This window comes from Thermodesulfobacteriota bacterium (assembly GCA_026415035.1).
Classification (GTDB): domain Bacteria; phylum Desulfobacterota; class BSN033; order BSN033; family UBA1163; genus RBG-16-49-23.
On record JAOAHX010000004.1, the window covers coordinates 53,732 to 79,030 of the forward strand.

Sequence of the window (25,299 nt, forward strand, 5' to 3'; positions counted from 1 at the left end):
CCCCTTTCGCCTGACGAATTCAAACGACCTAAGTTAAAATAGAACCGTGCACGATGAAGATCCTCCTGCTTCAACTTCCCCTTCAGGGCCACGATTTCTTCTTCAGTGGTGAGAATATCCCCCTGGCCACGGCCGGCCTCTGCCTCTTGGCCAGAGAGGCAGGCTTCGAAGCCGAGCTCCTGGCCGAGCCTTATATGAGCTATGGAAACGACCGTTCCATCCTCCACACCCTCTTCGATTTCAAACCCGACGTGGTGGCCATGAGCTGCTACCTCTGGAACATCGAGCGCTCCCTCTTCCTTGCTCGGGAGATCAAGAGGTCGCTTCCCTCCTGCATCGTCGTCCTGGGGGGGCCGGAGATCACGCCCGAGAATCCCTTTCTCAGGAGCTGTCCAGACTTCGACATCGGGGTCGTGGGAGAAGGGGAATGGGTCTGGAAGGCCCTCCTCGACTCCTCCTTTGAGGCCAAAACGATCCCGGGCTTAATCCTTCCAGGAGGCGACAAGAGAGGGCTATTCACCGGATATTCCCCTTCCCCCGTAGACTTAAATCGACTCTCCTCCCCTTTTCTCGGAGGGGTCCTCGATTCCCACCTGAAGAAGGTGCTCTGGGTGGAGTCGGTCCGGGGATGTGTCCATCGTTGCGCCTATTGCTACTATCATAAGCGTTTCTCCGGGGTGAGACCCTTTCCCCTCGATCGCCTTCGAGAAGAGATCGGAAGGGCCCGGGAGAGAGGGATGGAGGAGATCGTCTTTCTCGATCCCTGCTGGAACAGGCATCCCCGGAGAGGCGAGCTCCTCCAGCGCCTTTTAGTGATCAACCCGGATCGGCGTTTGAAACTTTATGCCGAATGCGAGGCAGAGGAGATCGACCCCCAAACCGCCAGGACCATGGCCAGGGCAGGGTTCGTCGAACTGGAGGTCGGGCTTCAGAGTATCCACCAGGGAACGCTCCGCCGGATTCACCGAAGGCTCGACCTTCATCGCTTCCTTGAAAGGGTCCGATCCCTTCAAGAGGCGGGGATCGAGCTAATGGTCGATCTCATCGCGGGATTGCCCGGAGAGACCCTCCAGGACATCCTGAATAGCCTCTATTGGGTCCTCGATCATGAGGCTTACGATTCCCTGATGCTCTATCCCTTGAGTCTCATCCCTTCCACCGAACTCTATCGGCGTTCTCAATCCCTCGGTTTGAAGGCCATGGCCCAGCCTCCCTACCTGGTCACCCGGACTCCCCATCTCCAGGCCGAAGAGATCCATCAGGCCTTCCTCGAATACGAGAAGGAGATGGGAGAGGAGGTCGCTCCCCTCGAAATGCCTCCCGGTCTCGATGAGGGAGGAAAGGACCTTTCGTTTTTAAAAGGGCTATCCCATCTGGTCGATTGGACCTCCCTCGAAAAGATGGCTGCTTTTCCCTCCCTCGAAGATCGTCTTGCCTACAGCCTCACCATCCGGATGGGCCAAGAGGTGATCGAGAGGCCGGAGCATTGGTCCCAGTTGCTGAGAAACTACCTCGAAAGAAACCCTTTCAGCCTCCTTTCGGTCGAGGTTCCGAAAGAGGCTTCTCCTGAACAACTCCTTCCCCTTTGGGAACTTGCCTCGAACCATTCCCATCCCATCGAACGGGACTATACGGTCCCCCACAGCCCCTATCGGAGCCTCTTGACCTTCTCGAGGTGGGAGGGAGTGATTTGGAAATGGCCGGATCCGAGGGAATGGAAACCGCTTGGGCTTTTCGATGGCCAGAAGGTTTTCTTCCAGCCCACCCTGGTCGTGAAGTCTTCGAGCCGGGAGACTCCTCGGTGGTTTCAGAGGTGGATCGCCGAGCGGTACCCCGATCCGCCGGCGGTCAAACCTTGGGACGTTCCCCGCGATTGAATCGGGAGGTTATAGGCCTAGGTAGGTCTTCCGGAGGACTTCATCTTGAAGGAGCTGCTCGGCCGTGCCTTCGGCGATGATCCTTCCTGCGGAGAGGACATAGTTGCGGTTTGCCATTTTGAGGACAATGCTCACCTCCTGTTCGACGAGGAGGACGGTGAGCCCGGAACGGCTGATCTCGGAGATCTTCTGAAAGACCTCGGTCCTCAGAAGGGGGCCCAGGCCTGTGGATGGCTCATCGATACAGAGCAGTTTCGGCCTCGCCATGAGCGCCCTGCCGATGGCGAGCATCTGCTGCTCGCCGCCCGAAAGGGTCCCAGAGATCTGGAGGGATCGATTCTTGAGGATGGGAAAGAGTTGATAGACCTTGTTCAGGTTGGTCTGGATCTCCTGCCGGTCCTTGAGCAGGTAGGCTCCGGCCAGGAGGTTGTCGAGAACGGTCATCTCTCGGAAGGGCCTTCGCCTCTCCGGGCAGAGGATCAGGCCACGGCGGGCGATCTCGTGGGCGGGGATCGGGTCGATTCGTTCTCCCTCGAAGGTCACGGCGCCTTCGATCCTGATCTCGCCACTTGCCGACCTTCGCGTGACCTCCCTTTCCCATGCCACCAATCCCGTGATGGCCCTAAGCAGGGTCGATTTTCCAGCCCCGTTAGGGCCGACCAGGCTCACCAGCTCTCCCCTTTCGACGGCCATGCTCAAACGGTTGAGGAGCAGGGCCTTGTCGTACCAGACGGAGAGATCGGCCACTTCGAGCAGCACGCCTAAACTCCTTCCTTGCCGAGGTAGGCCTCGATCACGCGGGAGTCTTTGATGACCTCCTCCGGCGGCCCATCGGCGATGAGGGTCCCGAAATTGAGGACGAGGACCCGGTCCACGATCTTCATCAGCCACTGGAGCTTATGCTCCACGATGATCATGGCTGGCCCCTCGCTGTGGAGCCGGCCGAAACGGCCGCCCTTGTGGAGCCGTTTGATCGACTTGGCCATCAGGTCGGTCTCGGCCGGGCTGAGGCCCCCGAAGGGCTCATCGAGGAGGAGCAGTTCGGGTTCGGTGGCGATGGCCCTTGCCACCTCGAGCCTCTTCAGATCGCCCTGGGAAAGGGTGGAGGCCTTCTCAAGGGCCATGTCGGAAATCCCCGCAAACTCGAGGGCGTCCATGGCCTTCGCCTCGAGCCTTTTTACCCACTCCCCCCGTTTCATGGCGCGGGGGGAGAGACAGGGGACCATCACGTTGGCGATGATCGGAAGGCGTCGGAAGGGCCTCATGTTCTGAAAGGTGGAGGCGATGCCGAGGTTGACGATCTCCCAGGTCTTTCGGCCCACGATCTCCTGGCCCATGAAGGTGATGGATCCCTCGTCCGGTTTCAGGATGCCGGTCATCAACCTGAGGAGGGTGGTCTTCCCCGCGCCATTGGGCCCGATCAGGCCGAGGATCTCCTCCCTTTCCATCGAAAAGGAGACCCGGTTGACCGCCCTCAGCCCGCCGAAGGTCTTCGTGAGATTTTTGACTTCGAGAAAGGGTCTGGGCATCTCAGGCCTCTTCCTCCCTCAACTCCCTCCGGGAGACCTTTCCCACATCGGTCTTGGGAAGCTCGCCCCGAAATTCGATCACCTTCGGGACCTTGTAATGGGCGAGGTTCTCCTTGCAGAAGTTGATGATGTCCTCCTCCGAGACCTTTCCCCTTGCCTCGCTTTCGAGGACGACGTAGGCCTTGATGTACTGGCCCACTTTGGGATCGGGCACGCCCACCACGCCCGCGGCCTTGATCATGGGATGCTTGTAGAGGACCTCTTCTACATGCCTTGCGAAGACCGAATAACCCTTGTACTTGATGAGGTCCCGTTTCCGATCGAAGAAGTGGAAGTAGCCCTCTTCGTCCATGCTGACCAGATCTCCTGTCCTGAGCCACCTCTCTCCGTCGATCTCGATGAAGGCCTCCCGGGTCCCTTCCTCCCTCTTCCAGTAACCCTTCATGATATTGGGGCCGTTGAGGATCAGCTCTCCCACCTCGCCCGGAGGCAAAAAACGGGTCCCCTCGTGTTCGATGATGGCGGCCCTGACTCCGGGAAGGGGCACGCCGAAGGATCCCTTTTTAGGCCGGTGGATCGGGCTTCCATGGCTGATGGCCGTGGTCTCGGTCATCCCGTATCCCTCGAAGATCTTCGTCCCGGTTCTCCGCTCCCAGGCATCGATCGTCGATTCGTGGAGGGTATCGGCGCCGCAGGCGATCAGCTTGAGCCTCTTCCAATTGACCCGGTCCGTCTTTTCGTAATCCTTGAGGTATTCGAAGAGGGTGGGCACGCCGTAGAAGGCGGAGGCCTGGTATCGCTCCATGGCCGAAAGGATGTCCTCGATATCCGGTGTGGTGAAGAGGACCATGGTGAAGCCCTGGCAGAGGCTTCCCAGCATGACGACGACCTGGCCGTAGATATGGAAGAAGGGCAAAAAGGCCATGACCGTCTCGTTCCCTTCCTCGAAGAAGGGCCAGAAGGCCCTCACCTGTGCCTGCAGGGCCACCATGTTTCCGTGGGTGAGGATGGCGGCCTTGGGAAGGCCTGTCGTTCCTCCGGTGTAGGGCAGGGCCACGATGTCCTGCTCCGGATCGATCGTAATCTTTGGAGGTCGGGCCGGATACTTCTTGAGCAGTTCCTGAAAGTGAATCAGCCCCGCCTCCCTGATATATTTCGGCGTGGGCACATGGAGATCCCGGTAGACCTTGCCTAAGGCGCTCTTTCCTAAGAGCCTTTTGAGGGGTGGAAGGTACTCCGAAATATTGGTGAGGATCACATTCTTCAGGGAGAGGCCTGTCTTGTCCACATTGTCATAGAGGATGTCCTGACAGACCACGGTCGTGGCCTCGCTGTCGAGGAGCTGATGTTTGATTTCGTGGCTCGTATAGACCGGGCTGATCGGCGTGACCTTGGCACCGACCTTTAGGGAGGCGAAATAGGCGATCACATACTGGGGGCAGTTGAGGAGGTAGAGGGCGACCGTATCTCCCTTGTTCACGCCCAGCTCGGAGAGGGCGGTGGCAAAACGGTCGACCTGATCCCGCAGTTCTCCGTAGCTCACCTTTTTTCCATAAAAGATCATGGCCGTTTTCTTCGCATACTTCTCCACGACCTGATCGAAGAGATCCGGAACGGAGAGACGGGGGATTTCGACAGTCTCAGGGACGCCCTGTGGATAGTGCTTCAACCAGGGTTTGGAGACGTAGATCTCTTTCGGGTCCATTCTCTTATCCTCGCGGTTCATTCGTGGCCTTTCGGTAGGCCATCCATCCCACCTGATCTCCCTTCATTTAAAGGGATGGGAAAATCCCCTCTGCAACCGGAGACAAAAGGTTTTAATCGAGCGCTGCCGTGCAGATGCGGCAGGTTTGGCGAAAGGCCACGTTTCGGATCTTGCATCGAGGACACTCCTTCTCGGTCTTCTCCCTCAGCCACCGGAAGAGCCCGTCAGGCATGTAGAGGAGGATGATCAGGACGATCAAGGCGAAGATCAGGATTCGGTACTCCTGCCAGAACCGGAGGATCTCCATCAGAGGGAAGAGGACGAAGACGCCGCCCACCGGTCCATAGATCGTCGCGATGCCTCCGAAGATGGCCCAGATGACGACCTGAAAGGAGAGGGAGACCTCGAGCGTCGATGGCCCGGCCACCCTCATGAAGTGGGCGTAGAGGCCACCGGCGATGCCCGCAAAGAAGCCGCTGATGGAGAAGGCCAGGAGCTTGTATCGGGTGGTATTGATGCCCGAGGCCCTGACCGCCAGCTCGTCCTCCCGGATGGCGTGGAAGAGGATGCCCGTTTTGGAATCGGTGATCTTCCACATGACCGTGCAGAGGCCGAGCATGACGACGACCACGATGTAGTAACTGACGATGCGGGAGCGGGCCAACCTCGCGATCCCTGAGATCCCGAGTTCCCCTCCCGTGAAGTCGGGGAAGGCAAAGACGATCCCCAAGAGGATGATGGGAAAGGCGAGGGTGGCCAGGGCCAAATAAGTCCCCCGCAGCCTCAAACAGGGGATGCCGATGATCAATCCGGCCAGGACCGCGGCCAGGGCACCGAGAGGGATCGTCCCCCAAGGAGGGATGGCCATATGTTTATTGAGCAGGGCCGCCCCATAGGCGCCCACCCCGAAGAAGAGGGCGTGTCCGAAATTCATCTGTCCGGTAAATCCGGAGAGAAGGTCCCAGCTTGCGGCCAGGAGGGCGAAGATGCTGGTGAGGGTGAGGATGCGGAGGAGGTAGGGGTCTTCCGTGAAGAGGGGCAGCAGGAGGAGGATGGCGAAGAAGCCCAGAACGGCAATGCGGAAGGGGAGGACGAAGACCTCTTTCCTCAAAATGGTAAGGAGTCTTCGTAGATAGAAGGCGATGAAGGTCATCCTACCTCTCCTCCTCAAAAGCCACACCGAAGAGGCCCTCGGGCCTGAGAAGGAGGGCCAGGATCATGATGGAGAGGGCCACCGAGCCCTTTAAGAAGGCTCCCATGGGAGCGAGAAAGACGACCAAAGCTTCGGCGAAGCCGAGGATATAGGCCCCCAGAAAGCTCCCCTTGAGGCTTCCCAGTCCTCCCAGGACGACCACGGCCATCATCATGATGAGGGGGTGCATCCACATGTGGGGTTCCAAGACCTTCAGAGGGACGATGATGGCCCCGGTCACGGCTGCCAGCCCTACGGAGAGTCCCATGGTCAAGAGGGCGACCCGAGATTCATCGATCCCCATGAGGTTGGCCACCTCCCTGTCCTGAGCGGTGGAGCGGATGGCCAGGCCCAATTTCGTCTTCATCAAGAGGGCCCAGAGGCCGGCCAGGATGAGGAGGGCCACCCCGAAGGTCAGCAGCTGTTGATAGAAGACCTTCACCCCGAGCAGGATGAAGTATCCCTTGATCAGGGAGGGGACGCTCAGGTAGGAGCTCCCGAAGAGGAGGGACATGGCCTCCTGGAAGATCATGGCCAGGGCGATGGTGGCGATCAGCACCGCTCCGTGATGCTCCCGGATGGGATGGATGAGAAGCTGGAAGGAGAGGAGGCCTAATCCCGTCACCAGAACGACCGCGGCCAGCATCGCCCATAGAGGGGCCATCCCCATCCGGGTGGTGATGAAATAGATGAAGTACGAAGCCACCATGTAGAAGGCGGTATGCGCGATATTGACGATGCGCGCCACGCCGAAGATCAGGGAGAAGCCGATGGCGAGAAGGGCCAGCATGCTTCCGCTGATCAGGCCGCTCACCAGGATGTCGATGAGAAGGGACATCTTCGTTAAAATTGGAGGCTCGGAATCCGAAAACCGGAGCCAACTTTCAGATCGGGTTGAGCTTATTCGAGAGTAGCGACCTTCGGCTCTCCGAGGCGATTTCCAATGGCGATATTCGGCCTTCGGATCTGTACGGCCTATTTCTTATACTTTTCCACCACCCAGGGTGGGATCTTGTATGGGACCACCCCTTTGTAGGTGATCTCGGGCGCCTCTGCAGTCGGTTTCCAGCGATTGGGCCAGAAGGCCTTCAGCTCGCCGTCCTGCCACTGGACGCCGAGGGCGGTCAGGTAACCAGGTCCCCAGGTCAATTCGTGGAGGTGTCTCCCCTGGGCATCCTTCATGTATTTGATCGTTCCGGAAGGGGTCTTGTAGACCCGTTCCTCGAGGATGGAGACGATCTTGTCCGGGTCGAGGGAGCCCGCCTGTTCGATGGTCGGCGCAAGTCCATAGACGATGGCCGCATACGTATCGGCCGTATAGGTCGGCGTCTCGCCGAATCGTTTGACATAGGTGTCGACGAAGGGCTTGGTCAATTCGTTCACCTCGACCCCCCGGGCGTAGGTGTTCATCGTGGCCACATAGTTTCCCATCCCTCGGGTGGCCTGCCAGAAGCCGTCCTTCTGGGCCTCGACGTTGATTCCGACCTGGACAGCCGGGATCTTCAGCTCCCCTGCCTGTCTCGCAAAGGGAATCCCGACGGTGGCCGAGAAGATCGTGAAGATGATGTGGGCCTCGGAGCGCTGAATGGCGGAGAGCTCCGCTGTCACGTCGGTGGCCACCTGGGAGGGTCTCCAGACGCCTGCGAGCTCCATCCCCATGCCCGGGATGGCCGTCTCCGCCGCCTTGATCATGGGTTCGGTCCATTCGGCCTTTTCGGCGGCGATCGCCACCTTCACCTTTGGGATGTTGAGAGAACCTTTCAGGATGGCCCCCACCGTCCCTAAATGGATGAAGCTCGTCCGGCCGAGGAAGGTAGAATTGAAGGGTGAGCCCCGGAACCAGTATTTGTACGTTTTATAATCCTTCGCCACCCTCAGACAGAGCTCGTCGTGGGCCGCGCCGACGCCGATGAAGATCTTCTTGTGCTCCATGGCGATGTCCTGCATGGCCAGAACCGCTTCCGTCCTGAAGCCTCCCACGATGAAATGGACCTTGTCCCTCGTGATGAGCCGTTCCATGGCCGTGGTGGCATCGGGGATGCTCAAGAATTCATTGGAGTCGGCCTGGACCAATTCCACCTTCATCTTTTTCGGGCCGACCTGGATCCCGCCTTTGGCATTGAGCTCCTCGGCGGCCATGGTCGCTCCGTTCCAGTGGCCGATGCCCTGGACGAATTTCATCGGGCCGATGACGCCGATCTTGATCACGTCCTGCCCCAAAGAGTCCGCGAAAGAAAATGATAAAGATAAGACGACGATCCCCATCATCAGAAGTCCTCTTTTCCACCTCTCCATCTTCAGACCCTCCTTTCTTTTTGGATCTCGGATCCCTCAGGTTGAAGGGCGTGGCTACCCTTCATAGAACGTCCTTCCGGCTTCGGCCATCTCTTTGAGCAAGGCCGAGGGCTTGAACCGAACCCCATGCTCCCTCTCCAGTTTCAGAAGATGTTCATACACATTGCGGATCCCCCATGAATCGGCATAGCGGAGGATCCCACCCCGATAGGGCGGAAACCCCGTGCCATAGACCATGGCGAGGTCCATGTCCTGGGGCCTGTCGCAGATCCCCTCCTCGATCATGTAGGCGGCCTCGTTGATGGCCCTGGCAAGCATCCGCTCTATGATCTCTTTGTTCGAAACCTTCTTCGGTTGAATGCCCTTCTCCTTCCAATACCTTCGGATCACCTCGAGGACTTTTGGGTTGGGAACCGGCTTTTCTCCGCTGTAATCGTACCAGCCGGCCCCGGTCTTCCGGCCGAAACATCCGGTCTGATAGATCCGTTCGTAAATGGGCGAGACGGTCCAGCGCTCCCCGAGGTTTCGCTCGAAATTCTTGATCACGTGGTAGTTGATGTCGAGGCCGGTGAGGTCACCGAGGGTGGCGGGCCCCATGGGAAGGCCGAAGTCGAGGACGGCCTCCTCGATCTGGGCTGGATCGACGCCCTCGCCCACCAGGAAGGTCGATTCTCCCAGGAGGGCGCCCAATTGTCTCGAGACATAGAAGCCAGGGCCGTCGTTGACCACGATCGGGATCTTCCGGATCGCCCGCGCAAAGGCCACGCTCGTGGCCAGGGTTTGATCGGAGGTCTTCCTTCCGCAGATGATCTCGAGCAGTTGCATCCGCTCCGCGGGATTGAAGAAGTGAAGCCCGATCATTCGGCCCGGGTCTTCCAAGACCGAGGCCATTTCCGTGATGGGAAGGGCTGAAGTGTTGGTGCCGAAGATCACGCTGGGACGACAGATCCCTTCCAGTTTTTTCCACAATCCCTGTTTGATCTCCATATCCTCGAGAACCGCCTCGATGACGAGGTCCACGGGAGCCAGCTCCCCGAGGTCGGTGGTGGGGAGGAGCCGTTCTCCCATCAGCCGTTCCCGTTCCTCCTGGGACATCTTTCCCTTCTTGATGGGGTAGTCGAAGGTCTTCCGGATGGCGGCAAGCCCCTTCTGGATCGCCTCCTCGTCGATGTCCCAGAGGATGGTCCGAAAACCGTTGCTGAGAAGGAGGTTGCAGATGCCCGAGCCCATCGTGCCTCCGCCGAGCATGGCGACCGTTTGGATAGGCTGGGGTTCGATCCCTTTGATCCTCGGAAGCCTGCCTGCAGCCCTCGTATGGAGGAAGATCCCGATGAGGTTCTTTGCTACATCCGAGACCGCGCACTCGCAGAAGAGCTCAGCCTCGATCTTCAGGTCGGCCTCGAAGTCGTCCGAGAGGCCCCGTTCGACCGCCTCGATCGCCTTGAAGGGCGCGATGTAGCCCTTTCCCTTCTTCTCGGCCTCGGCCCGGGCATAGGAGAGGATCATCTTCTTGGAGACGAAATTGGGAAGTTTATCCTTTCGGAAGCGGGTGATCCGGTCTTTATGAGACCACTGGCCGGAGATGAAGCGCCGGGCCGCCTCCAGGGCCTTGGGGAGGAGAGAGTTCAGGGGGACGACCTCGTCGATACACCCCTTTTTCAACCCCTCCTCTGCGGAGATGGGCTGGCCGGTCGCGATCATCTGTAAGGCATCGGGAAGTCCAACCAGCCTGGGAAGCCTCTGGGTCCCGCCCGCTCCGGGGATCAGGCCAATCTGGACCTCGGGCTGTCCGATCTGAACCCCCTCCGCTGCGATCCGGTAGTGGCATGCCATGGCGGTCTCGAGGCCGCCGCCGAGGCAGTTGCCGTTGATGGCGGCGATCACCGGTTTGGGTCCCAGTTCGATCGAGTTGAGAAACCGGTTGTTCTCCATGACGAAGGGGAGGAGGGCCTCCTTCTCTTTAAAGGGCTGGATCTCCGTGATGTCCGCGCCTGCGATAAAGTTCTTTTCGGTCCCCGTGAGGACGACCGCCTTGACCTCATCCTCTTTGAAGGCCTCTTCGAAGGCCATCCGCATCTCCTCTACGAAGGGTTTGGAGAGCTGATTAACAGGCGGATTATTTAAGGTCAGGACCGCCACTCCCCCATCCAGTTCGACTTTTAACGTTCGGTACTCGGTTCTCATCTTTCCTCCGGGCTATCCCTCTCGTTCGATCACGGTCGCCACTCCCTGACCGCCGCCCACGCAGGCATTGGCCAGGCCGTAGCGGCCGTTCTTTACCTTAAGGATCCGGGCAAGGGTCCCCACGAGGCGGATGCCCGTGGCTCCGAGGGCATGTCCGATGGCGATGCCCCCTCCCATGACGTTGACGCGGTCGGGATCGATGCCCAACTCCTTGATGCAGTTGAGGGTGACGATGGCGAAGGCCTCGTTGATCTCCCAGTAGTCGATGTCCTTGACCTGAAGCCCTGCTCGCTCGAGGGCGATGCGGCTTGCCGGGACAGGGCCGATCCCCATGAGGGTCGGATCCACACCGGCAAAACCCATGGAACGGATGGTGGCCAGGGGTTCGATTCCCTTCTTCCGGGCCGTCTCCTTGGCCATGAGGATCATCGAGGCCGCGCCGGCATTGAGGGGCGAGGCGTTTCCGGCGGTGATCACCCCATCGGGCTTGAAGGCGGGTTTAAGATCCCGCATCCCTTCGAGGGTGGCATCGTCCCGAACCGTCTGGTCCCGATCGACGAGGATCGTCTTGCCATCGGCCTGTTCGGCCTCCACGGGCAGGATCTCCTCCTTGAAAAACCCCTCTTTCTGGGCCTTCGAGGCCAACTGATGGGCGCGGGCTCCCCAGGCGTCCATCTCCTCCTTCGTGATCCGCCTCAGAGAAAAGAGCTTTTCTGCGGTGAGCCCCATATTGGTTGAGGTGACCATATCCCAGTGCTTGTAAGCCGGATCGGTAAAGAGCGACGGGTTTAACGAGACGATGCCCTTCTCCTTGAGGGGAGCGCCCATGGGGACGCGGGTCATGTGTTCGAATCCGGCCACCATCACGATGTCCGCATTGCCCGTGGCGATCTCCATCGTTCCGATGTGGATGGCGGCCATTCCCGAACCGCACTGTTGGTCCACAAATTTGGAGGGGATCTTCTCCGGCAGGTTGGCCAAAAAGAGGGGGGTCCTTCCCCCGTAGGTCCATTGCTCGCTCACGCCGTAGGCAGAGCCAATGATGAAGTCGTCGATCTCCTCCGGTTGGAGGCCTGTCCGTTTGATCAATTCCGGGAGGAGTCTGGCCATCAGCTCATCGGCCCTCAATTTATGAAACCAGTCCCTTGCCGGATCGTTGGGCCGCGATCGGGAAAGGGCCGTCCTCAGGTATCCGGCGATCACCACCTCTCTCATCCTCGTCTCTCCTTTGTCTTGAAGTTCAGCCGGTTCAACGATTGTTTGAGGGCCGATCCCACGAGCTCCTTCGATCTCCTCGGAGGCCATCGATAGGTCCTTTTACCGACCTGGCTTCTTATCCTCGATCCCTGCCAGCCGTTTCACCATCCTCTTTCTCGATTCGATGTCGTACTGGGAGGTGATGGCGATGGCCTCCATGACCGGCGAGCCGCCTCCGTGATACGATCCCATCAGATGGATCCCGCCGCTTGCCGAGCAGAGGATGTCTCCGATGTAGCGCCAGAGCTGGGCCGCATCCTCAGGATGGACCTCGGGATTTCGGGTGATGTATTTGTAAAGAAGGTCCCTTGTCTCGGGGTTGAGGAAGTCCCCTTCGTAGGGGAAGGTGGCGGGAATGCCGCCGGCCACGTCGCAAAGGATCTCCGCTTCCCGGTAGACCGCCTCTCCGGTCAAACATCGGCCCACGTTGGCATAGATCGAATGGGGGATGTAACTGCCGGGGCCATAAGGGACGAACCCCACGCCCGGGACGTAGAGCTCGGGTTTTCCGAGCTCCGAGGCGGTAAATCCCGCTGCATAGCCTAATTCCGAAATGAGGATGATCTCGGCCAGTTTATCCCGAACATGGGGGGCCTTGGCGATGCCGTTATATTCCGCGGCCAGGGCCACGGCCCCGAGCATCAAATCTCCCATGGCCGGTTTGCAGCCCGAGTAGCTATGGCGGTGAAAGAGGGCGAAGAGGAGGGCGCAGGCCCCTCCGTGGAGGGTTTCCCCGCAGAGAAAGACCCTCTCCCATGGGACGAAGCAGTCGTCGAAGATGACATAGGAGTCGGTATAGCCCGGCGTGAAGCCCCTTTTAAAATGTTGCCGTTCCCTTAAGTTGTGAACCGAGACGATCTGTTTGATCCCCTCCCAGTCCGCCGGAAGGGCGAAGGCCACGGCCCAGTCCTTCTCTTCGGGAAGAAGGGCCCGGGTGGGAACGACCAGGATCTCATCGGCCACCGAGGCCTCCGAGATGTGGAGCTTTGCCCCGCGGACGACGATCCCGTCGCTCTTTCTCTCGACGACCCGGACATAGAGGTCGGGATCTTTCTGTTCGCTCGGCCGTTTCATCCGGTCGCCCTTCACATCGGTCTGGGCACAACAACCCACGAGGTCCTCCCTCTGAAATCGTTCGAGCCATTGGATAAAATTCCGATGATACTGGGTGGCGCCGTTGTTCTGTTTGTCGGCTTCGTAGGAGACGGCATAGAGGGCGTTGGCCGCATCGATCCCCATGCACCGCTGGATGCAACCGCCCGCAACCTGGCAGAGGAGGCGGGTCATGTCCTGTTTCTTGTGGAGATCCTCTTTGCTCTGGTGGATATGGCAGAACCGGTTGATCTTCTCGCCCGTAAGGTGGGAGGTGGCCGTGCAGAGGCCTTCGTATTTCGGGTCGTGGGCATAGTCGAAGGTCAAGGCCATGGTGTTGATCGTCGGCATCTGGATCTCGTCGTCCCGGGCGATCTTCTCGCCGTTCAGGTAGAGATTCCTCCTCATCTTTCGGAGCCCTTCGAGGTATTGCTGCCTCGTCCTCATCCCTTCGGACCTCCTTTCCGGTCAGGGCCTTTCAGCCCGTGAAGGGCGAACCGGTAGATGAAGTCGACCAGCTCCCCCACCGTGGCCCCCTTTTTCGGATGGAACCAGATCCGGGTCCGGGTGATCATCGAGGCGATCATGAACCCGGCCAGTTTCACGTCCACCTCCGCGAACTCCCCCTTCTCGATTCCCCGGCGGATGACCTTCCGGATGATCCGGTCATAGAGGTCCCGGTATTCGATGATCTTCTTCCGGTGTTCCGGGGAGAGGTTGTTGAGGGCCACATCGAACAGGAGCCGGGAAGACCTCCGGTAACTCAGGGTGACTTTGAGATGGCACTCGATCAGGTGGCGAAGCTGCTCGCTGGGGGGCGCCGAATCCTCTTTTTCGAGATGGCGGATGGGCCGGATGATCTGTTCCATCTCTTCCCTTAGGACCTCGAAGAGGATCTGTTCTTTGTCGGAGAAGAAGTTGTAGATATTGGCCGGCTGGCAGCCATAGGCGAGGGCGATATCCCTCATGCTGGTGGCCCGATAGCCCTTCTCCCAGAAGAGCCTCCGGGCCACCTCCAGCATCTTTGCCTTTTGCAATCCAGGTCGGTCTTTAAAGTTAGGCATGCTCTTTTCCACCCCGAGAAACTCAGCATTGAGATTAATGAACGATCATTAATCTACTTCGCTTCCTTCGCCTTTGTCAAGAAGAAAGTCGTGCCTCCCGTCCGGACCGTATCGATAGAAACCCCACCCCGATTTCCTCCCGAGGCGGCCTTGGGCCACCATTCGCTCCACCAAGTCAGAACGGGGGGCGAGGTGCTCCTCGCCGAGGGCTTTTAAACTTCTGGCGATCCGGGCGCAGGTGTCGAGTCCGGCGTTGTCGGCGATTTCGAAGGGGCCGGCCTTCCAGCCGTAGCCAAGCCTCATTCCCATATCCACATCCTCCGGGCTGACGACGCCCTGATCCACGAGGTCCACGGCCTCCCGGAAGGCGGCCGAGAAGATCCGGTTCAGGACGAAGCCCGGGATGTCCCGATGGACCCGAAGGGGAGTCTTCCCAAGAGACTTTACGAAAGCCACCCCCCGCTCGAAGATATCCTGAGAGGTCTTCTCTCCTTTGACCACTTCCACCAGCCCCATCAAGGGGACGGGTCCGAAGAAATGCAAGCCCAGAACCCTTTGGGGCCTTTTGGTCACCTCGGCAAGGCGGGTGATGGGGATGGAGGAGGTGTTGGTGGCCAAAGGGGTCCCGGGCCTGGAAGTCCCGTCAAGTTCCTGAAAGAGGCGCCGCTTCAACGCTTCGTCTTCAAAGACGGCTTCGATCACCCAGTCGACCTCCGAGGCCAGTCGGAGGTCAATCACGGGAAGGATCCTGGAGACGGTCCTTTCAGGGGCCTCGGCCACCAGACCTTTCGATGACAATTTCTTAAGGGATTTCAGGATGTCGAGACGCGCCCGGTCGATCGCCGAGGGGTCGATGTCCGAAAGGTAGACCTGATACCCGGCTTGGGCGCAGACCTGGGCAATGCCTGAACCCATGAACCCTGCTCCAATCACCATCACCGTTTCCACGGCATCCCATTCCTCCTACTGGCAACGATATCGGGGTTTTCTCTTTTCGAGAAAGGCCCTTGCCCCCTCTTTCATATCCTCTGTGGCTGTCAGGCTGGACCACAATTCTGTCTCAAGCTCCAGTCCCTGTTGAATCGTAAGGTCTCTGGCCCGGTTGATCACCTTCTTGGCCGATGAAACTCCCAGGGGACCCTTCTCGACGATCTTGGCTGCGAGTTCGAGGCAGGCCTCCAGGCTCTTTCCCGGGGGAACGACCTTTTCGACCAGCCCGAGGGAGAGGGCCTCCGTTGCGCTGATGATCTCTCCGGTGAAGACAAGCTCTTTAAGCTTTCCGAGAGGGAGGTGATAGAGGGAGCGGGGGATCCCGCCATTTCCGGGGAAGACGGAGAGATTGACCTCGGGAAATCCCAATTTTGCCGACTCTTCCGCATACCGGATGTCACAGCAGAGGGCCAGTTCCAGCCCTGCTCCCAGACAGAATCCGTGAATGGCGGCGATGACCGGCCAGGAAAAGTTTTCGACGATCGAATAGATCTGGTGGCTCCTCGAAAGCCGCCATCTCGCGATATCCGGGGACAACTCTAAAAAGGTTTTGATGTCCGCCCCGGCGGCGAAGGCCTTCTCACCGGCGCCCCGGAGGATCACGGCCCTGATTTCCTGCCTCCTATCCTCCATTTCCTCGAAGACTTCGGCGAGGGCCTCTTTTGTCGAAGCATCCAGGGCATTCATCGGTGGGTGATCGATGGTGACAATAGCGATCTGCCCTTGAAGTTCGTAAAAGGCGAGTTTTTGGTCCATCTTCCTCTCCTTCCATCCTTAGGAAGCTTCGGATGAAGTCCCTTCGGCCCAGTTCCTCCTTAAAACGGATACTTCCCCGCCTTGAGGACATAATCCGCGATCTCCCGTCTCAAAGCGATCGTATTGACGGGGGTGAAGCGGGTCAATTTCTTAAGAGCGGAAAGCTGAGTTCGCAGCGTATCGCCCTCGGCGAGGGCGGCAAGCGCCCTTTTGGCGTAACCTTCCAATCGTTCAAACGCATCGTGGACGAAGACCTTGGCCATCGCCTTCTGGATCTGGGCCCTCTCGCCTCCCCCTCTTTTTGTCGTTTTCATCGCCCGTAGCAGTCCGCTCTCCATGGCGAAGACCTGGATGACCATATCGCTGATCAGTCCTAATAGTTCCTGCTCCTCTGCCAGTTTCATCATATATTTCTGAACCGCGGCGCCGGTCACGAGGAGGGTGATCTTTTTTGACATCTCGACCATCTCCTGTTGCAGGGCCAATCTCCCGTCATCGCTCTCGACCCTCGGTCTGAGATGGAGAAGTTCGGATGCCACCTTCTGGGCGGCGGCGAGCACCGGAAGCCTCCCTTTCATCGCCCGTTTGGTCAACATATCCACGATGAGGAGGCGATTGATCTCGTTCGTCCCCTCCCAGATCCGGTTGATCCGGGCATCCCGGTATCCCCGCTCGACGGGGTAGTCGTGGATATATCCATACCCGCCGTGGATCTGGACCGCTTCGTCCACAATGGAGCCGGCCATCTCGGAGCAGAAGATCTTGTTGATCGAATCTTCGATATTGTATTCCTCGATTCCGTTGGCCATCTGAATCATGGCGTCTTCGGCATGCCGATCGACCGTTTTGAGGATTCGGTCGGTCAATCCTCCCGTCCGGTAAACCATGCTCTCCATGATGAAACAGAGGGTGGCCATCTCCGCGATCTTCTGCCGGATCAGTCCGAATTCGGCGATGGGCCTTCCAAACTGAACCCTCTTCTTCGCATAGGAGACGGATTCCTGGAGGGCCTGTTTGGCCCCTCCCAAGTTTCCTGCTCCCAAGGCAAAACGGCCCATGTTGAGGACGTTGAGGGCGACCAGATGTCCCTTCCCTACCTCCCCGAGGACGTTTTCGACGGGGACCTTGACGTCAGAGAAGATGACGCTTCGCGTCGAGGAACCCTTTACGCCCATCTTGTTCTCTTCCTCGTCCACCGAAACCCCTTCGTAGCCCCGTTCGACGATGAAGGCGGTAAATTTCGTCCCGTCCACCTTGGCATAGGTGGTGAAGAGGTCTGCAATGCCGGCATTCGTGATGAACTGCTTCTGACCGTTCAAGAGGTAATATGTCCCGTCGGGGCTGAGGGTGGCCGTGGTCTTCGCATTGAGGGCATCGGAGCCCGCCTCGGGTTCGGTCAAGGCATAGGCGCCGATGAGCTTCCCCGTGGCCAGGCCGGGGAGGTAGCGCCTCTTCTGCTCCGGAGTTCCGAAGAAGACAATGGGGAGGGAGCCGATTCCGGTATGGGTTCCGAAGGTGGCCATAAAAGACCCCCCGGCATGGGCCATCTTCTCCCAGAGGAGAAGGGAAGTGACCTTGTCGAGATCCTGGCCACCGTATTCCTCCGGGATGTCTGCCGAGAGGAACCCAAGCTCCCCAGCCTTCCTGAGCAGGCGGACCAGGAGTCCCTCTTTCTTCTCCTCGATCTCCTCGCTCACCGGGTGGATCTCACCCTCCACGAATTCGGTCACCGCCTTGGCGATCAGCAGCTGCTCTTCGGTGAAATCCTCCGGCGTGAAGGCCTCCTCGGGCGAAATCGACTCGATCAAAAACGCTCCCCCTTTCACGATCGGTTCCATGAGCCCCTCCTTGATCCAACTTGCCTTGAGAATAGAATGGTTAATGAACGACCATTAATCTATAAAAACCAGAAAGGGTTGTCAAGCAATTTTTTTTAAGCTGAATCACGGGGCCCCCAAAACCAAAAATACTTAATGGTTCTTTTTTTCCTCTCCCCCCTGAAAAAGTTAAGATACATTTGCGACATGGGTAGGAAATAATGGATCATTATGCCAGAGCTTATTCGGTATTCCATGGAATACGGGGCTACAGGAGGATTTGGCCTATGCTTAGGAGCCTTCGGGGCTTTGGCGGGAGTGAGGTGGCCCAGCAGCGGATGAAGATCCTTAAATTCTATGAGGTTTACGGGGAGGCGGCGACGAAGGAGGCCTTTGGGGCGGATCGGAAGGTCATCCATCGGTGGAGGAAGCGGTTGAGGGAGGGGGAGGGGAGTCTCAGTGCGTTGGTTCCCCATTCGACTCGTCCTCGGAGGGTGCGTTCCTCTCCGGTGCATCCTAAAGTCATTGGGTATATTCGGGAGCTTCGTCAGGAGCATCCTCGTCTGGGGAAGGAGAAGATCAAGCCTCTGTTGGATGCCTATTGTCAGAAAGAGGGATTTCCTCTGATTTCGGTCTCCACGATAGGGAACCTCATCCGGAGGCATAAGCTCTTTTTTCAGAGGGCCGGGAGGGTCTATCATGATCCCTCCTCGGGTCATGCCCGCTTTCGGAGCAAGGAGAGGCGGAAGAGGATCAAACGATCCCCCAAGGCTTAAGAGTTCGGTCATATGGCTTTGGAAAGACAAACAGCTTTCGAGCAAGGCCATGGAAGACTTCTATGGGCGCTTTCAAATTGTCACAAATGTCCTTGAATTATACAGTGCCTTGACTTAAAAGGGAAAATCCTTTAGGCTATAAATGGAAGTGGACAGGTCCTGGTGGGCCTCCTGGACTTCAAATCCAGTGATCCCGTTGACCCGGGATGGTGGGTTCGATTCCCATGCACTTCCGCCAAAAAAGTCAGAGACGGTGCCTCAAGCAGGGCGCTGGGAAAGAGGGCGCCCATCAACCAACCCCCCACCGTTTAAAAAGGAGAGGCCATGTTCGGAATAGGCATGCCGGAGCTTTTGATCATCCTGGTCATCATCCTCGTCATCTTTGGGGCTGGCAAACTCCCTCAGATAGGAGAAGGCCTCGGAAAGGGAATTCGGAATTTCAAAAAGGCCACCCGGGAACGGGATGAGATCGATGTCACTCCGAAGAAAACCGAAGAAATCCCGGAGAAGAAATAACCTCTGTCCTTCGACTTACCCATTCTATGGGATACACCGCTCACATCGGGATCGGTTCGAATCTCGGGGACAAAACCGCCTTTTGTGAAAGGGCCATCTCAGAGATTCTTGCCCTCGACCACAACCGGCTTTTGGCCAGGTCTTCTTTCTTTCGGACGAGGCCCATGGGTTACCCCGATCAAGATTGGTTTGTCAATGGTGTGATCAAGATCGAGACGGACCTTGAGCCTTTCGACCTCCATCGGGCGCTGAAGCGCATCGAAATGAAATTAGGGCGCCAAAAAACATTTCCGGGAGGGCCTCGGGTCATCGACCTCGACCTCCTCTTCTTCGAAGATCGAAGGATCGAGACGGAGGAACTTCAGGTCCCCCATCCCCGCCTACACCTCCGGCAGTTCGTCTTGATCCCTTTGATGGAGATCGACCCCCAGCTTCCACACCCCGTGTTGAATAAGACCGTCGAACTTCTATTGAAGGAGATCGAAGAGGACCAGGGAGTAGAAAGGTTGATTCCTGCATGACCCGTCTCCTCTTTTATCTTCTCCTCTTCTCCCTCCTTTACATGCTTTTTCGCTTTCTCATCGGGAGTTTAACGGGCTCCAAGAAGAAACCCCCGCAAGGAGCGGAGGAGCTTGTGCAGGACCCTCATTGTCTAACGTATATCCCCAAAAGCCTGGCATTGAAGAAGAAGAGAGGGGGAGTCCTTTTATATTTTTGTAGCGAAAAATGTGCCAAACATTACAGGGTAGAAAAGAAAAAAGATGGCTAAAAGGATTGACAATCTCACAAAAAATCTTTACGATGAAATCACTTACTTTTCGTCTTTCCTTTAAAGGATAGACAGAGGAGAGGAGGGAATCTCATGAGTAGAAGAGAGTTGGTTTGCGGCTTGGCGATGGTCCTCGTCCTCCTGTTCGGGACTTCCTGTACGAGACAGCACTTCGGAGTCACCTACAGGGCGATCCTACCCCCTTCGGATTTTGACAAGACCGATGCGGCCATCTCCCAAGCCGAGCGATCGGAAGGGGCCAAGTATTGCCCAGAGAAGATCGCAAAGGCCAAGGAGCTCGGGAAAAAGGCCATTGACACCTACCTCGCCTGCAGAACAGAGGAGGCTTTGAAATTGCTTGCCGAGGCCAGGAAGTTGGCCAAAGAGGCAGAGGCTTGTCAGCCTCCCCCTGCCCCTGTTACACCCGCGCCACCTCGGCCAGCACCTCCGACTCCACCTCCTCCTGCGCCACAACCCCCCGCTCCCACACCACCCCCCCCGGCCCCTGCTCCGGCTCCTGCGCCTGCCGTGACACCACCTCCGCCGCCTGCACCAGCACCCCCTCCACCGGCTCCGGCTCCAACCCCGGCGCCTCAACCTCCTGCGCCGCCTCCAAAACCTGTGCCGGTTTTGGAAACGATCTACTTCGCCCCGAACAAAACGACCATCACCCCATTTATGGCCAAATCGCTCGACCGCACTGGCGCCGTCCTGAAGGCGAATCCCGCCATGAAGGTCGAGATCGGTGGCCACACCGATCCGACGGGCAATGAGAAAGCCAATCAGCTCATTTCGGAGAAGAGGGCGCTCAGCGCCAAGAAATACCTTGTGGACAAATTCGGGATCGAAGAGAACCGTTTGGTCGTCAAGGGGTATGGGGCGACCAAACCGATCGCGGACAATAAAACCGAGGAGGGCCGCTCCAAAAACCGCAGAGTCGAATTCAGGGTCCTTCCCTAATCCCCTTTGAGAAGAGGCCCGTCGTTGGATAAGGTCGTCTCGAAGGTGGTGAGAGGATTTTCTCACCACCTCTTTTTTACCTCCGGGAGGGTCGACTTATGAAATTCTTTATCGATACAGCCAATCCGGCCGAGATTCGAAAGGCCTTTGAGATGGGCGTGATCGATGGCGTCACCACCAACCCTTCTCTCATTGCCAAGGAGAATCGGCCCTTCGACTCCCTGATCGAAGAAATCTGTGAAATCATACAGGGCCTTCCCATCAGTTTGGAGGTCCTCGGCCTTCGGGCGGAGGAGATGATCGAGGAGGCGAGGAGCCTCGCTAAAATAGGTGACAATGTGGTGGTGAAGATTCCGATGACCTCCGAAGGCCTTAAGGCGATCAAGGTCCTCGTTTCGGAAGGCATCAAGACGAATACGACCCTTATCTTCTCGGCCACCCAGGCCCTCCTCGCCGCCAAGGCGGGATCGACCTACGTCAGTCCCTTCATCGGAAGGCTGGATGACCTCTCTCAGAGGGGGATGGAGCTCGTCGAACAGATCGTGACGATCTTCAACCACTATGAGGATCTCCAATCCGAGGTGATCGTCGCAAGCGTCCGCCATCCCGTCCATGTGTTGGAGGCCGCCCTCATCGGGGCAGATGTGGCCACCCTGCCCTATAAGGTGATCGAGCAGCTGGTGAAACATCCTTTGACCGATATCGGGATGGAAAGGTTCCTCGAGGATTGGAAGAAGGTGCCGCGAAAATAAAAAAGCCCTCTAAGAGGGCTCAAGGCATGGACCCCGGAGGGATCGAGGGCTCTAAGTCGTCTCGATGGTGATCTGTTTGGGTTGAACCTCTTTCTTTTTCGGAAGGCTAATCCTGAGGACCCCGTCTTTGTAAGAGGCCTTGATCTCCTCCTGGTTGATCGCTTTGGGCAGCGCGAAGGTTCGTTGGAATTGACCATAGGGTCTTTCAATCTGGACATACCGCTCTTCTGGATTCTCCTTAATCAACCGCCGCTCCCCTTGAATGATCAACATATTCTCTTCCACTTTCACATCGATGTCGCTCTGGCTCATCTCCGGGAGATCGATCTTCAAAAAGACCTCGTGTTCTCGTTCAATGACGTCCACCGGAGGCGACCAACCGCCGGCTCTCGGGACCTCCTCTTTGAACACACGGGAAAGGGTCTCATCGAAGAGCCGGGCCATCCTCTCCTGCATGGCGACCAGGTCGCGGAAGGGTTCCCATTTGACATAGTGTACCATCCTTCATCCCTCCCCCGTTGGCTTTTATCTAAATATACGTCCTCTTGGCCTAAATTTCAACCGTTCCTTTTCGAGTCCTCAGCCCAACGGAGTTCCCTGCGCAACCGGTCCGCAGGCCACGCCTTCAATTCATGGACAGATTTTAGGAGGAGGGGTGGCAGGGGCCATCCTCAGGTTCGGCAAGTGAAACAGACGTCGTAGAAATCCTTGGGGAGCTTCGCCTTGGCCCGGAAGGTCTCGAGCTGGAACCAGGGTGCGAAATAGTTGCCGCACACCTTGCACGCCTTCATCTTCAAGGTGCGCTTCCACCGGAGGATCGTCCGCTCATCACCCTCTTCCTTCATCCCGATCACATTGACCGGGCAGACCACGACGCAGGCACCGCAGGCGATGCAGTTCATCGGCTCCGTACCGAAAGGCGTGGTCATCTCCCTTCGATCGCCACGGGAGGCAAATTGAATGGCGTGGGCCCCCACGACCTCGTCGCAGACCCGGGCGCAGAGGCCGCAGAGGATGCAGTCCTTGTCTTCCTTCTTAAACCGGACCTCGTGGACTCCCATCTCCTCGGCCATCTCCTGGAGGAGACGGTCTCCAGGGCACATGGCCAGCAGAAGTTCAATGATCAGCCGCCTCGCCCGGATCACCTTCTCCGAACGGGTCGAGACCTCGATCCCCTCCATCACAGGGTAATTGCAGGAGGTGGTCATCCGGGTCCGACCTTTTCGGGTCACCTCCACCAGACAGAGCCTGCAGGCCCCGTAGGGTTTGACCGATTCGTTATAGCAGAGGTGGGGGATTTCGAAACCGAAATCGAGGGCCGCCTCCAGAAGATAGGAACCCTCTTTGGCTTCCACGGGTTGACCATCGATCGTAAATGAAATCATGCGACGCTCCTTCTCCAAGGGTTGGGGTCGATGCTCCTATTCGACGTGGACCGCTTCGAACTTGCAGGATTCGAAACAGAGACCGCATTTGATACACTTGGCCGGGTCGATCACGAAGGGTTGCCCTTTCTCCTTCTTCGTCTTCTGGATGCCGGTGATCGCCTTCTCCGGGCAGACCTTGGCGCATCGACCGCAGGCGGTGCATCGGTCGGCGAGGATCTGGTACCGGAGCAAAGGCCGGCAGACCTTTGCTGGGCAGCGCCGGTTCAGAATGTGCTCTTCGTACTCCTGCCTGAAGTACCGGAGGGTCGACAGCACGGGGTTGGGCGCGGTCCCGCCGAGGGCGCAGAGGGAGGCCTCTGCCGTGACCCATCCCAGCTCCTCCAAGAGGCCGAGGTGCTCGGGTCTGCCCCGACCCTCGGTGATCTCGGTCAGGATCTCGTGCATCCGCTTCGTCCCCTCCCGGCAGGAGGTACACTTGCCGCACGACTCGTCCTTGAGGAAGTTCATGAAGTATTTGGCCACGTCGACCATGCAGGTGGACTCGTCCATGACGATCATCCCGCCGGACCCCATCATGGAGCCCGCCTCGGTGAGACGGTCGAAATCGACGGGCAGATCGATCAGCGACTCAGGGATGCAGCCTCCCGAGGGGCCCCCGGTCTGAACGGCCTTGAATCGTTTCCCATCGGGAATCCCTCCGCCGATCTCATAGACGATTTCGCGTAATGTGATCCCCATCGGAACTTCCACCAGTCCGGTGTTGTTCACCTTGCCGACGAGGGAAAAGATTTTGGTCCCCTTGCTCCCCTCTGTGCCGATCTGGGTATACCAGTCCGCCCCTTCATTGATGATGACGGGGACGTTGGCCCAAGTCTCCACGTTGTTCAGATTGGTCGGCCGCTCATAGAGTCCACTGATGACCGTATGGATGTGTTTCGCCCTCGGCTCCCCGACATTGCCCTCGATGGTCGCCATCAGGGCGGTCGACTCCCCGGCCACAAAGGCTCCCCCTCCCCGACTGATCTTCACGTCGAAATCGAATCCGGAACCGAGGATGTCCTTGCCGAGAAGCCCCCAGGCCCTGGCCTGCTCGATGGCGATGCCGATGTTCTGCAGGGCGAGGGGATACTCGTGCCGGACGAAGACATATCCTTCGTGGGCGCCGATGGCATAGGCCCCGATGATCATCCCTTCGAGAACGCTGTGGGGGTTGCCTTCGAGGAGGCTCCGGTCCATATAGGCGCCCGGATCGCCCTCATCCGCATTGCAGATCACATACTTGATCGAGCCCGGGGCGTTTCTGCACTGCTCCCATTTCAGACCCGCTGGGAATCCGCCGCCTCCCCGCCCCCTCAGGTTCGCCTTCTTCACCTCCCGGATGATCTCTTCGGGTTTCATCGAAAAGAGGGCCTTGACCAGAGCCCGGTAGCCACCGATGGCCAGATAGTCCTCAATTCGGGTGGGGTCGATGCTCCCGTTATTTCCGAAGATGATCCGCTTCTGCTTCTTGTAGAAGGGGACCTCCTCTTCGAAAACGATCTTCTCTCCGGTGGTCGGATGCTGGTAGAGAAGATCCTCGAGGATCTTCCCCTGAAGGACCGTCTTTTCGAAGATGTCCGGGACATCCTCGGGCCTCACCTTCTGATAGAAAACCTTTTTGGGATGGATGACGACCAGCGGCCCCCTTTCACAGAAGCCATGACATCCCGTCACCCGCAGACCGACCCCATTGCCGGAGGCCTGCTTCTTGAGGATTTCTTGAAAGGCCTCCACCACGGCGTGACAGCCGGAGGCGTGACAGCCCGTCCCTCCGCAGACCGTAATGAGGGGACGATGGGGATCCCTCTGGCGGAGAATCTCTTCCCTTCTGGTTTCGAGCTCCTGAGGAGAATTAAGCCTTGCCATGGGCTCCCTCCTTCTTCTTGTCGGGGCGGAATTTCTTCAGCGTGCCCTCGATCTTCGCAGGGCTCATCTTTCCGAAGTACTGCCCATCGATCGAGATCACCGGCCCGGACGCACAGACCCCGAGGCAGTTGACGGTCTCCAACGTGAACTGTTGATCCTTGGTGGTCTCTCCCGGACGGATCCCCAACTCCAGTTTGAGCTGATCGACCAGGCGCTGCGCCCCTCGGACATGGCAGGCCGTCCCCATGCAGACGCAGATTTCATGCTTTCCTCGGGGCATGAGGCTTAACGCCCGGTAAAAGGTGGCGATTCGATAGATCTTGTTGATGGGGATGCCCATCCTTTCGGACACATATTCGAGGGCCTCTCGCGGAAGGTACTTCTCCTTCGTCTGGATGTCCTGAAGGATGGCAAGGAGGGCCGATTCCTTCCTCTCGTATTGTTCGATGATGGTTTCGATCTCTGAATGTGTCAT

At 58.1% G+C, this 25,299-nt stretch carries 23 protein-coding genes and 1 tRNA gene; 7 read left to right on the forward strand and 17 right to left on the reverse strand.

What is annotated here, in order from left to right:
* Positions 1 to 53: 53 nt before the first annotated feature.
* Positions 54 to 1,877: a B12-binding domain-containing radical SAM protein gene (locus N3G78_03900; GenBank protein ID MCX8117066.1), complete on the forward strand. Its 1,824-nt coding sequence runs from the start codon at positions 54 to 56 to the stop codon at positions 1,875 to 1,877.
* 9 nt (positions 1,878 to 1,886) lie between these two features.
* Here the strand turns inward: N3G78_03900 and N3G78_03905 are convergent, their stop codons facing one another.
* The 13 genes from N3G78_03905 to N3G78_03965 all read right to left on the reverse strand — a co-directional run bounded on the left by N3G78_03905 (position 1,887) and on the right by N3G78_03965 (position 17,779).
* Positions 1,887 to 2,633, reverse strand: a complete 747-nt coding sequence (locus tag N3G78_03905; GenBank protein ID MCX8117067.1) for an ABC transporter ATP-binding protein — start codon at positions 2,631 to 2,633, stop codon at positions 1,887 to 1,889.
* 5 nt (positions 2,634 to 2,638) lie between these two features.
* Positions 2,639 to 3,406 (reverse strand): ABC transporter ATP-binding protein, encoded by a 768-nt coding sequence (locus N3G78_03910; protein ID MCX8117068.1) that lies wholly within the window; start codon positions 3,404 to 3,406, stop codon positions 2,639 to 2,641.
* Position 3,407: 1 nt separating this feature from the next.
* Positions 3,408 to 5,132 carry a long-chain fatty acid--CoA ligase gene (locus tag N3G78_03915; protein MCX8117069.1) on the reverse strand — a complete coding sequence of 575 codons (1,725 nt, stop codon included), beginning with the start codon at positions 5,130 to 5,132 and terminating at the stop codon, positions 3,408 to 3,410.
* A 91-nt stretch (positions 5,133 to 5,223) separates the two neighbouring features.
* A complete protein-coding gene (locus tag N3G78_03920; protein MCX8117070.1) occupies positions 5,224 to 6,264 on the reverse strand; it encodes a branched-chain amino acid ABC transporter permease in 1,041 nt (346 codons plus the stop codon).
* Between the two features lies 1 nt (position 6,265).
* Entirely contained in the window at positions 6,266 to 7,141 is an 876-nt protein-coding gene (locus tag N3G78_03925) for a branched-chain amino acid ABC transporter permease (protein MCX8117071.1), read from the reverse strand.
* 137 nt (positions 7,142 to 7,278) lie between these two features.
* The gene (locus N3G78_03930; GenBank protein ID MCX8117072.1) at positions 7,279 to 8,598 is read right to left on the reverse strand and encodes an ABC transporter substrate-binding protein; all 1,320 of its coding nucleotides are present in this window, start codon (positions 8,596 to 8,598) and stop codon (positions 7,279 to 7,281) included.
* 54 nt (positions 8,599 to 8,652) lie between these two features.
* Positions 8,653 to 10,782 (reverse strand): 3-hydroxyacyl-CoA dehydrogenase NAD-binding domain-containing protein, encoded by a 2,130-nt coding sequence (locus N3G78_03935; GenBank protein MCX8117073.1) that lies wholly within the window; start codon positions 10,780 to 10,782, stop codon positions 8,653 to 8,655.
* A gap of 12 nt (positions 10,783 to 10,794) precedes the next feature.
* Entirely contained in the window at positions 10,795 to 11,997 is a 1,203-nt protein-coding gene (locus tag N3G78_03940; protein ID MCX8117074.1) for an acetyl-CoA C-acetyltransferase, read from the reverse strand.
* A 102-nt stretch (positions 11,998 to 12,099) separates the two neighbouring features.
* Positions 12,100 to 13,578, reverse strand: coding sequence for an aromatic ring hydroxylase (locus tag N3G78_03945; GenBank protein MCX8117075.1), 1,479 nt, complete (start codon positions 13,576 to 13,578; stop codon positions 12,100 to 12,102).
* Positions 13,575 to 14,153 carry a TetR/AcrR family transcriptional regulator gene (locus N3G78_03950; GenBank protein ID MCX8117076.1) on the reverse strand — a complete coding sequence of 193 codons (579 nt, stop codon included), beginning with the start codon at positions 14,151 to 14,153 and terminating at the stop codon, positions 13,575 to 13,577. Before N3G78_03950 ends, N3G78_03945 begins: the two co-directional genes overlap by 4 nt.
* 90 nt (positions 14,154 to 14,243) lie before the next feature.
* Positions 14,244 to 15,143, reverse strand: a complete 900-nt coding sequence (locus tag N3G78_03955; GenBank protein MCX8117077.1) for a 3-hydroxyacyl-CoA dehydrogenase family protein — start codon at positions 15,141 to 15,143, stop codon at positions 14,244 to 14,246.
* A gap of 15 nt (positions 15,144 to 15,158) precedes the next feature.
* Positions 15,159 to 15,941, reverse strand: coding sequence for an enoyl-CoA hydratase-related protein (locus N3G78_03960; protein MCX8117078.1), 783 nt, complete (start codon positions 15,939 to 15,941; stop codon positions 15,159 to 15,161).
* 59 nt (positions 15,942 to 16,000) lie between these two features.
* Positions 16,001 to 17,779, reverse strand: a complete 1,779-nt coding sequence (locus N3G78_03965) for an acyl-CoA dehydrogenase family protein (protein MCX8117079.1) — start codon at positions 17,777 to 17,779, stop codon at positions 16,001 to 16,003.
* Positions 17,780 to 18,045: 266 nt separating this feature from the next.
* On the opposite strand from N3G78_03965, the gene N3G78_03970 reads away from it, so the two are divergent.
* The 6 genes from N3G78_03970 (at position 18,046) to fsa (ending at position 21,531) form a co-directional block, all read left to right on the forward strand.
* Complete coding sequence (locus N3G78_03970) at positions 18,046 to 18,534, forward strand: helix-turn-helix domain-containing protein (GenBank protein ID MCX8117080.1); 489 nt, start codon at positions 18,046 to 18,048, stop codon at positions 18,532 to 18,534.
* Positions 18,535 to 18,678: 144 nt separating this feature from the next.
* Positions 18,679 to 18,772: transfer RNA gene (locus tag N3G78_03975), tRNA-Sec, on the forward strand.
* 86 nt (positions 18,773 to 18,858) lie between these two features.
* Entirely contained in the window at positions 18,859 to 19,050 is a 192-nt protein-coding gene (locus N3G78_03980) for a twin-arginine translocase TatA/TatE family subunit (protein ID MCX8117081.1), read from the forward strand.
* Positions 19,051 to 19,076: 26 nt separating this feature from the next.
* Entirely contained in the window at positions 19,077 to 19,571 is a 495-nt protein-coding gene (gene folK / locus N3G78_03985) for a 2-amino-4-hydroxy-6-hydroxymethyldihydropteridine diphosphokinase (GenBank protein MCX8117082.1), read from the forward strand.
* A gap of 341 nt (positions 19,572 to 19,912) precedes the next feature.
* The gene (locus N3G78_03990; protein ID MCX8117083.1) at positions 19,913 to 20,779 is read left to right on the forward strand and encodes an OmpA family protein; all 867 of its coding nucleotides are present in this window, start codon (positions 19,913 to 19,915) and stop codon (positions 20,777 to 20,779) included.
* Positions 20,780 to 20,877: 98 nt separating this feature from the next.
* Positions 20,878 to 21,531 carry a fructose-6-phosphate aldolase gene (fsa, locus tag N3G78_03995; protein ID MCX8117084.1) on the forward strand — a complete coding sequence of 218 codons (654 nt, stop codon included), beginning with the start codon at positions 20,878 to 20,880 and terminating at the stop codon, positions 21,529 to 21,531.
* A 51-nt stretch (positions 21,532 to 21,582) separates the two neighbouring features.
* Here fsa and N3G78_04000 read toward each other — a convergent pair whose 3' ends face one another.
* The 4 genes from N3G78_04000 to nuoE form a co-directional block, all read right to left on the reverse strand.
* Positions 21,583 to 22,032, reverse strand: coding sequence for an Hsp20/alpha crystallin family protein (locus tag N3G78_04000; protein MCX8117085.1), 450 nt, complete (start codon positions 22,030 to 22,032; stop codon positions 21,583 to 21,585).
* A gap of 170 nt (positions 22,033 to 22,202) precedes the next feature.
* Positions 22,203 to 22,916, reverse strand: a complete 714-nt coding sequence (locus N3G78_04005; GenBank protein MCX8117086.1) for a 2Fe-2S iron-sulfur cluster-binding protein — start codon at positions 22,914 to 22,916, stop codon at positions 22,203 to 22,205.
* Between the two features lie 36 nt (positions 22,917 to 22,952).
* The gene (locus tag N3G78_04010; GenBank protein MCX8117087.1) at positions 22,953 to 24,824 is read right to left on the reverse strand and encodes an NADH-quinone oxidoreductase subunit NuoF; all 1,872 of its coding nucleotides are present in this window, start codon (positions 24,822 to 24,824) and stop codon (positions 22,953 to 22,955) included.
* Positions 24,811 to 25,299 carry an NADH-quinone oxidoreductase subunit NuoE gene (gene nuoE, locus N3G78_04015; GenBank protein MCX8117088.1) on the reverse strand — a complete coding sequence of 163 codons (489 nt, stop codon included), beginning with the start codon at positions 25,297 to 25,299 and terminating at the stop codon, positions 24,811 to 24,813. Before nuoE ends, N3G78_04010 begins: the two co-directional genes overlap by 14 nt.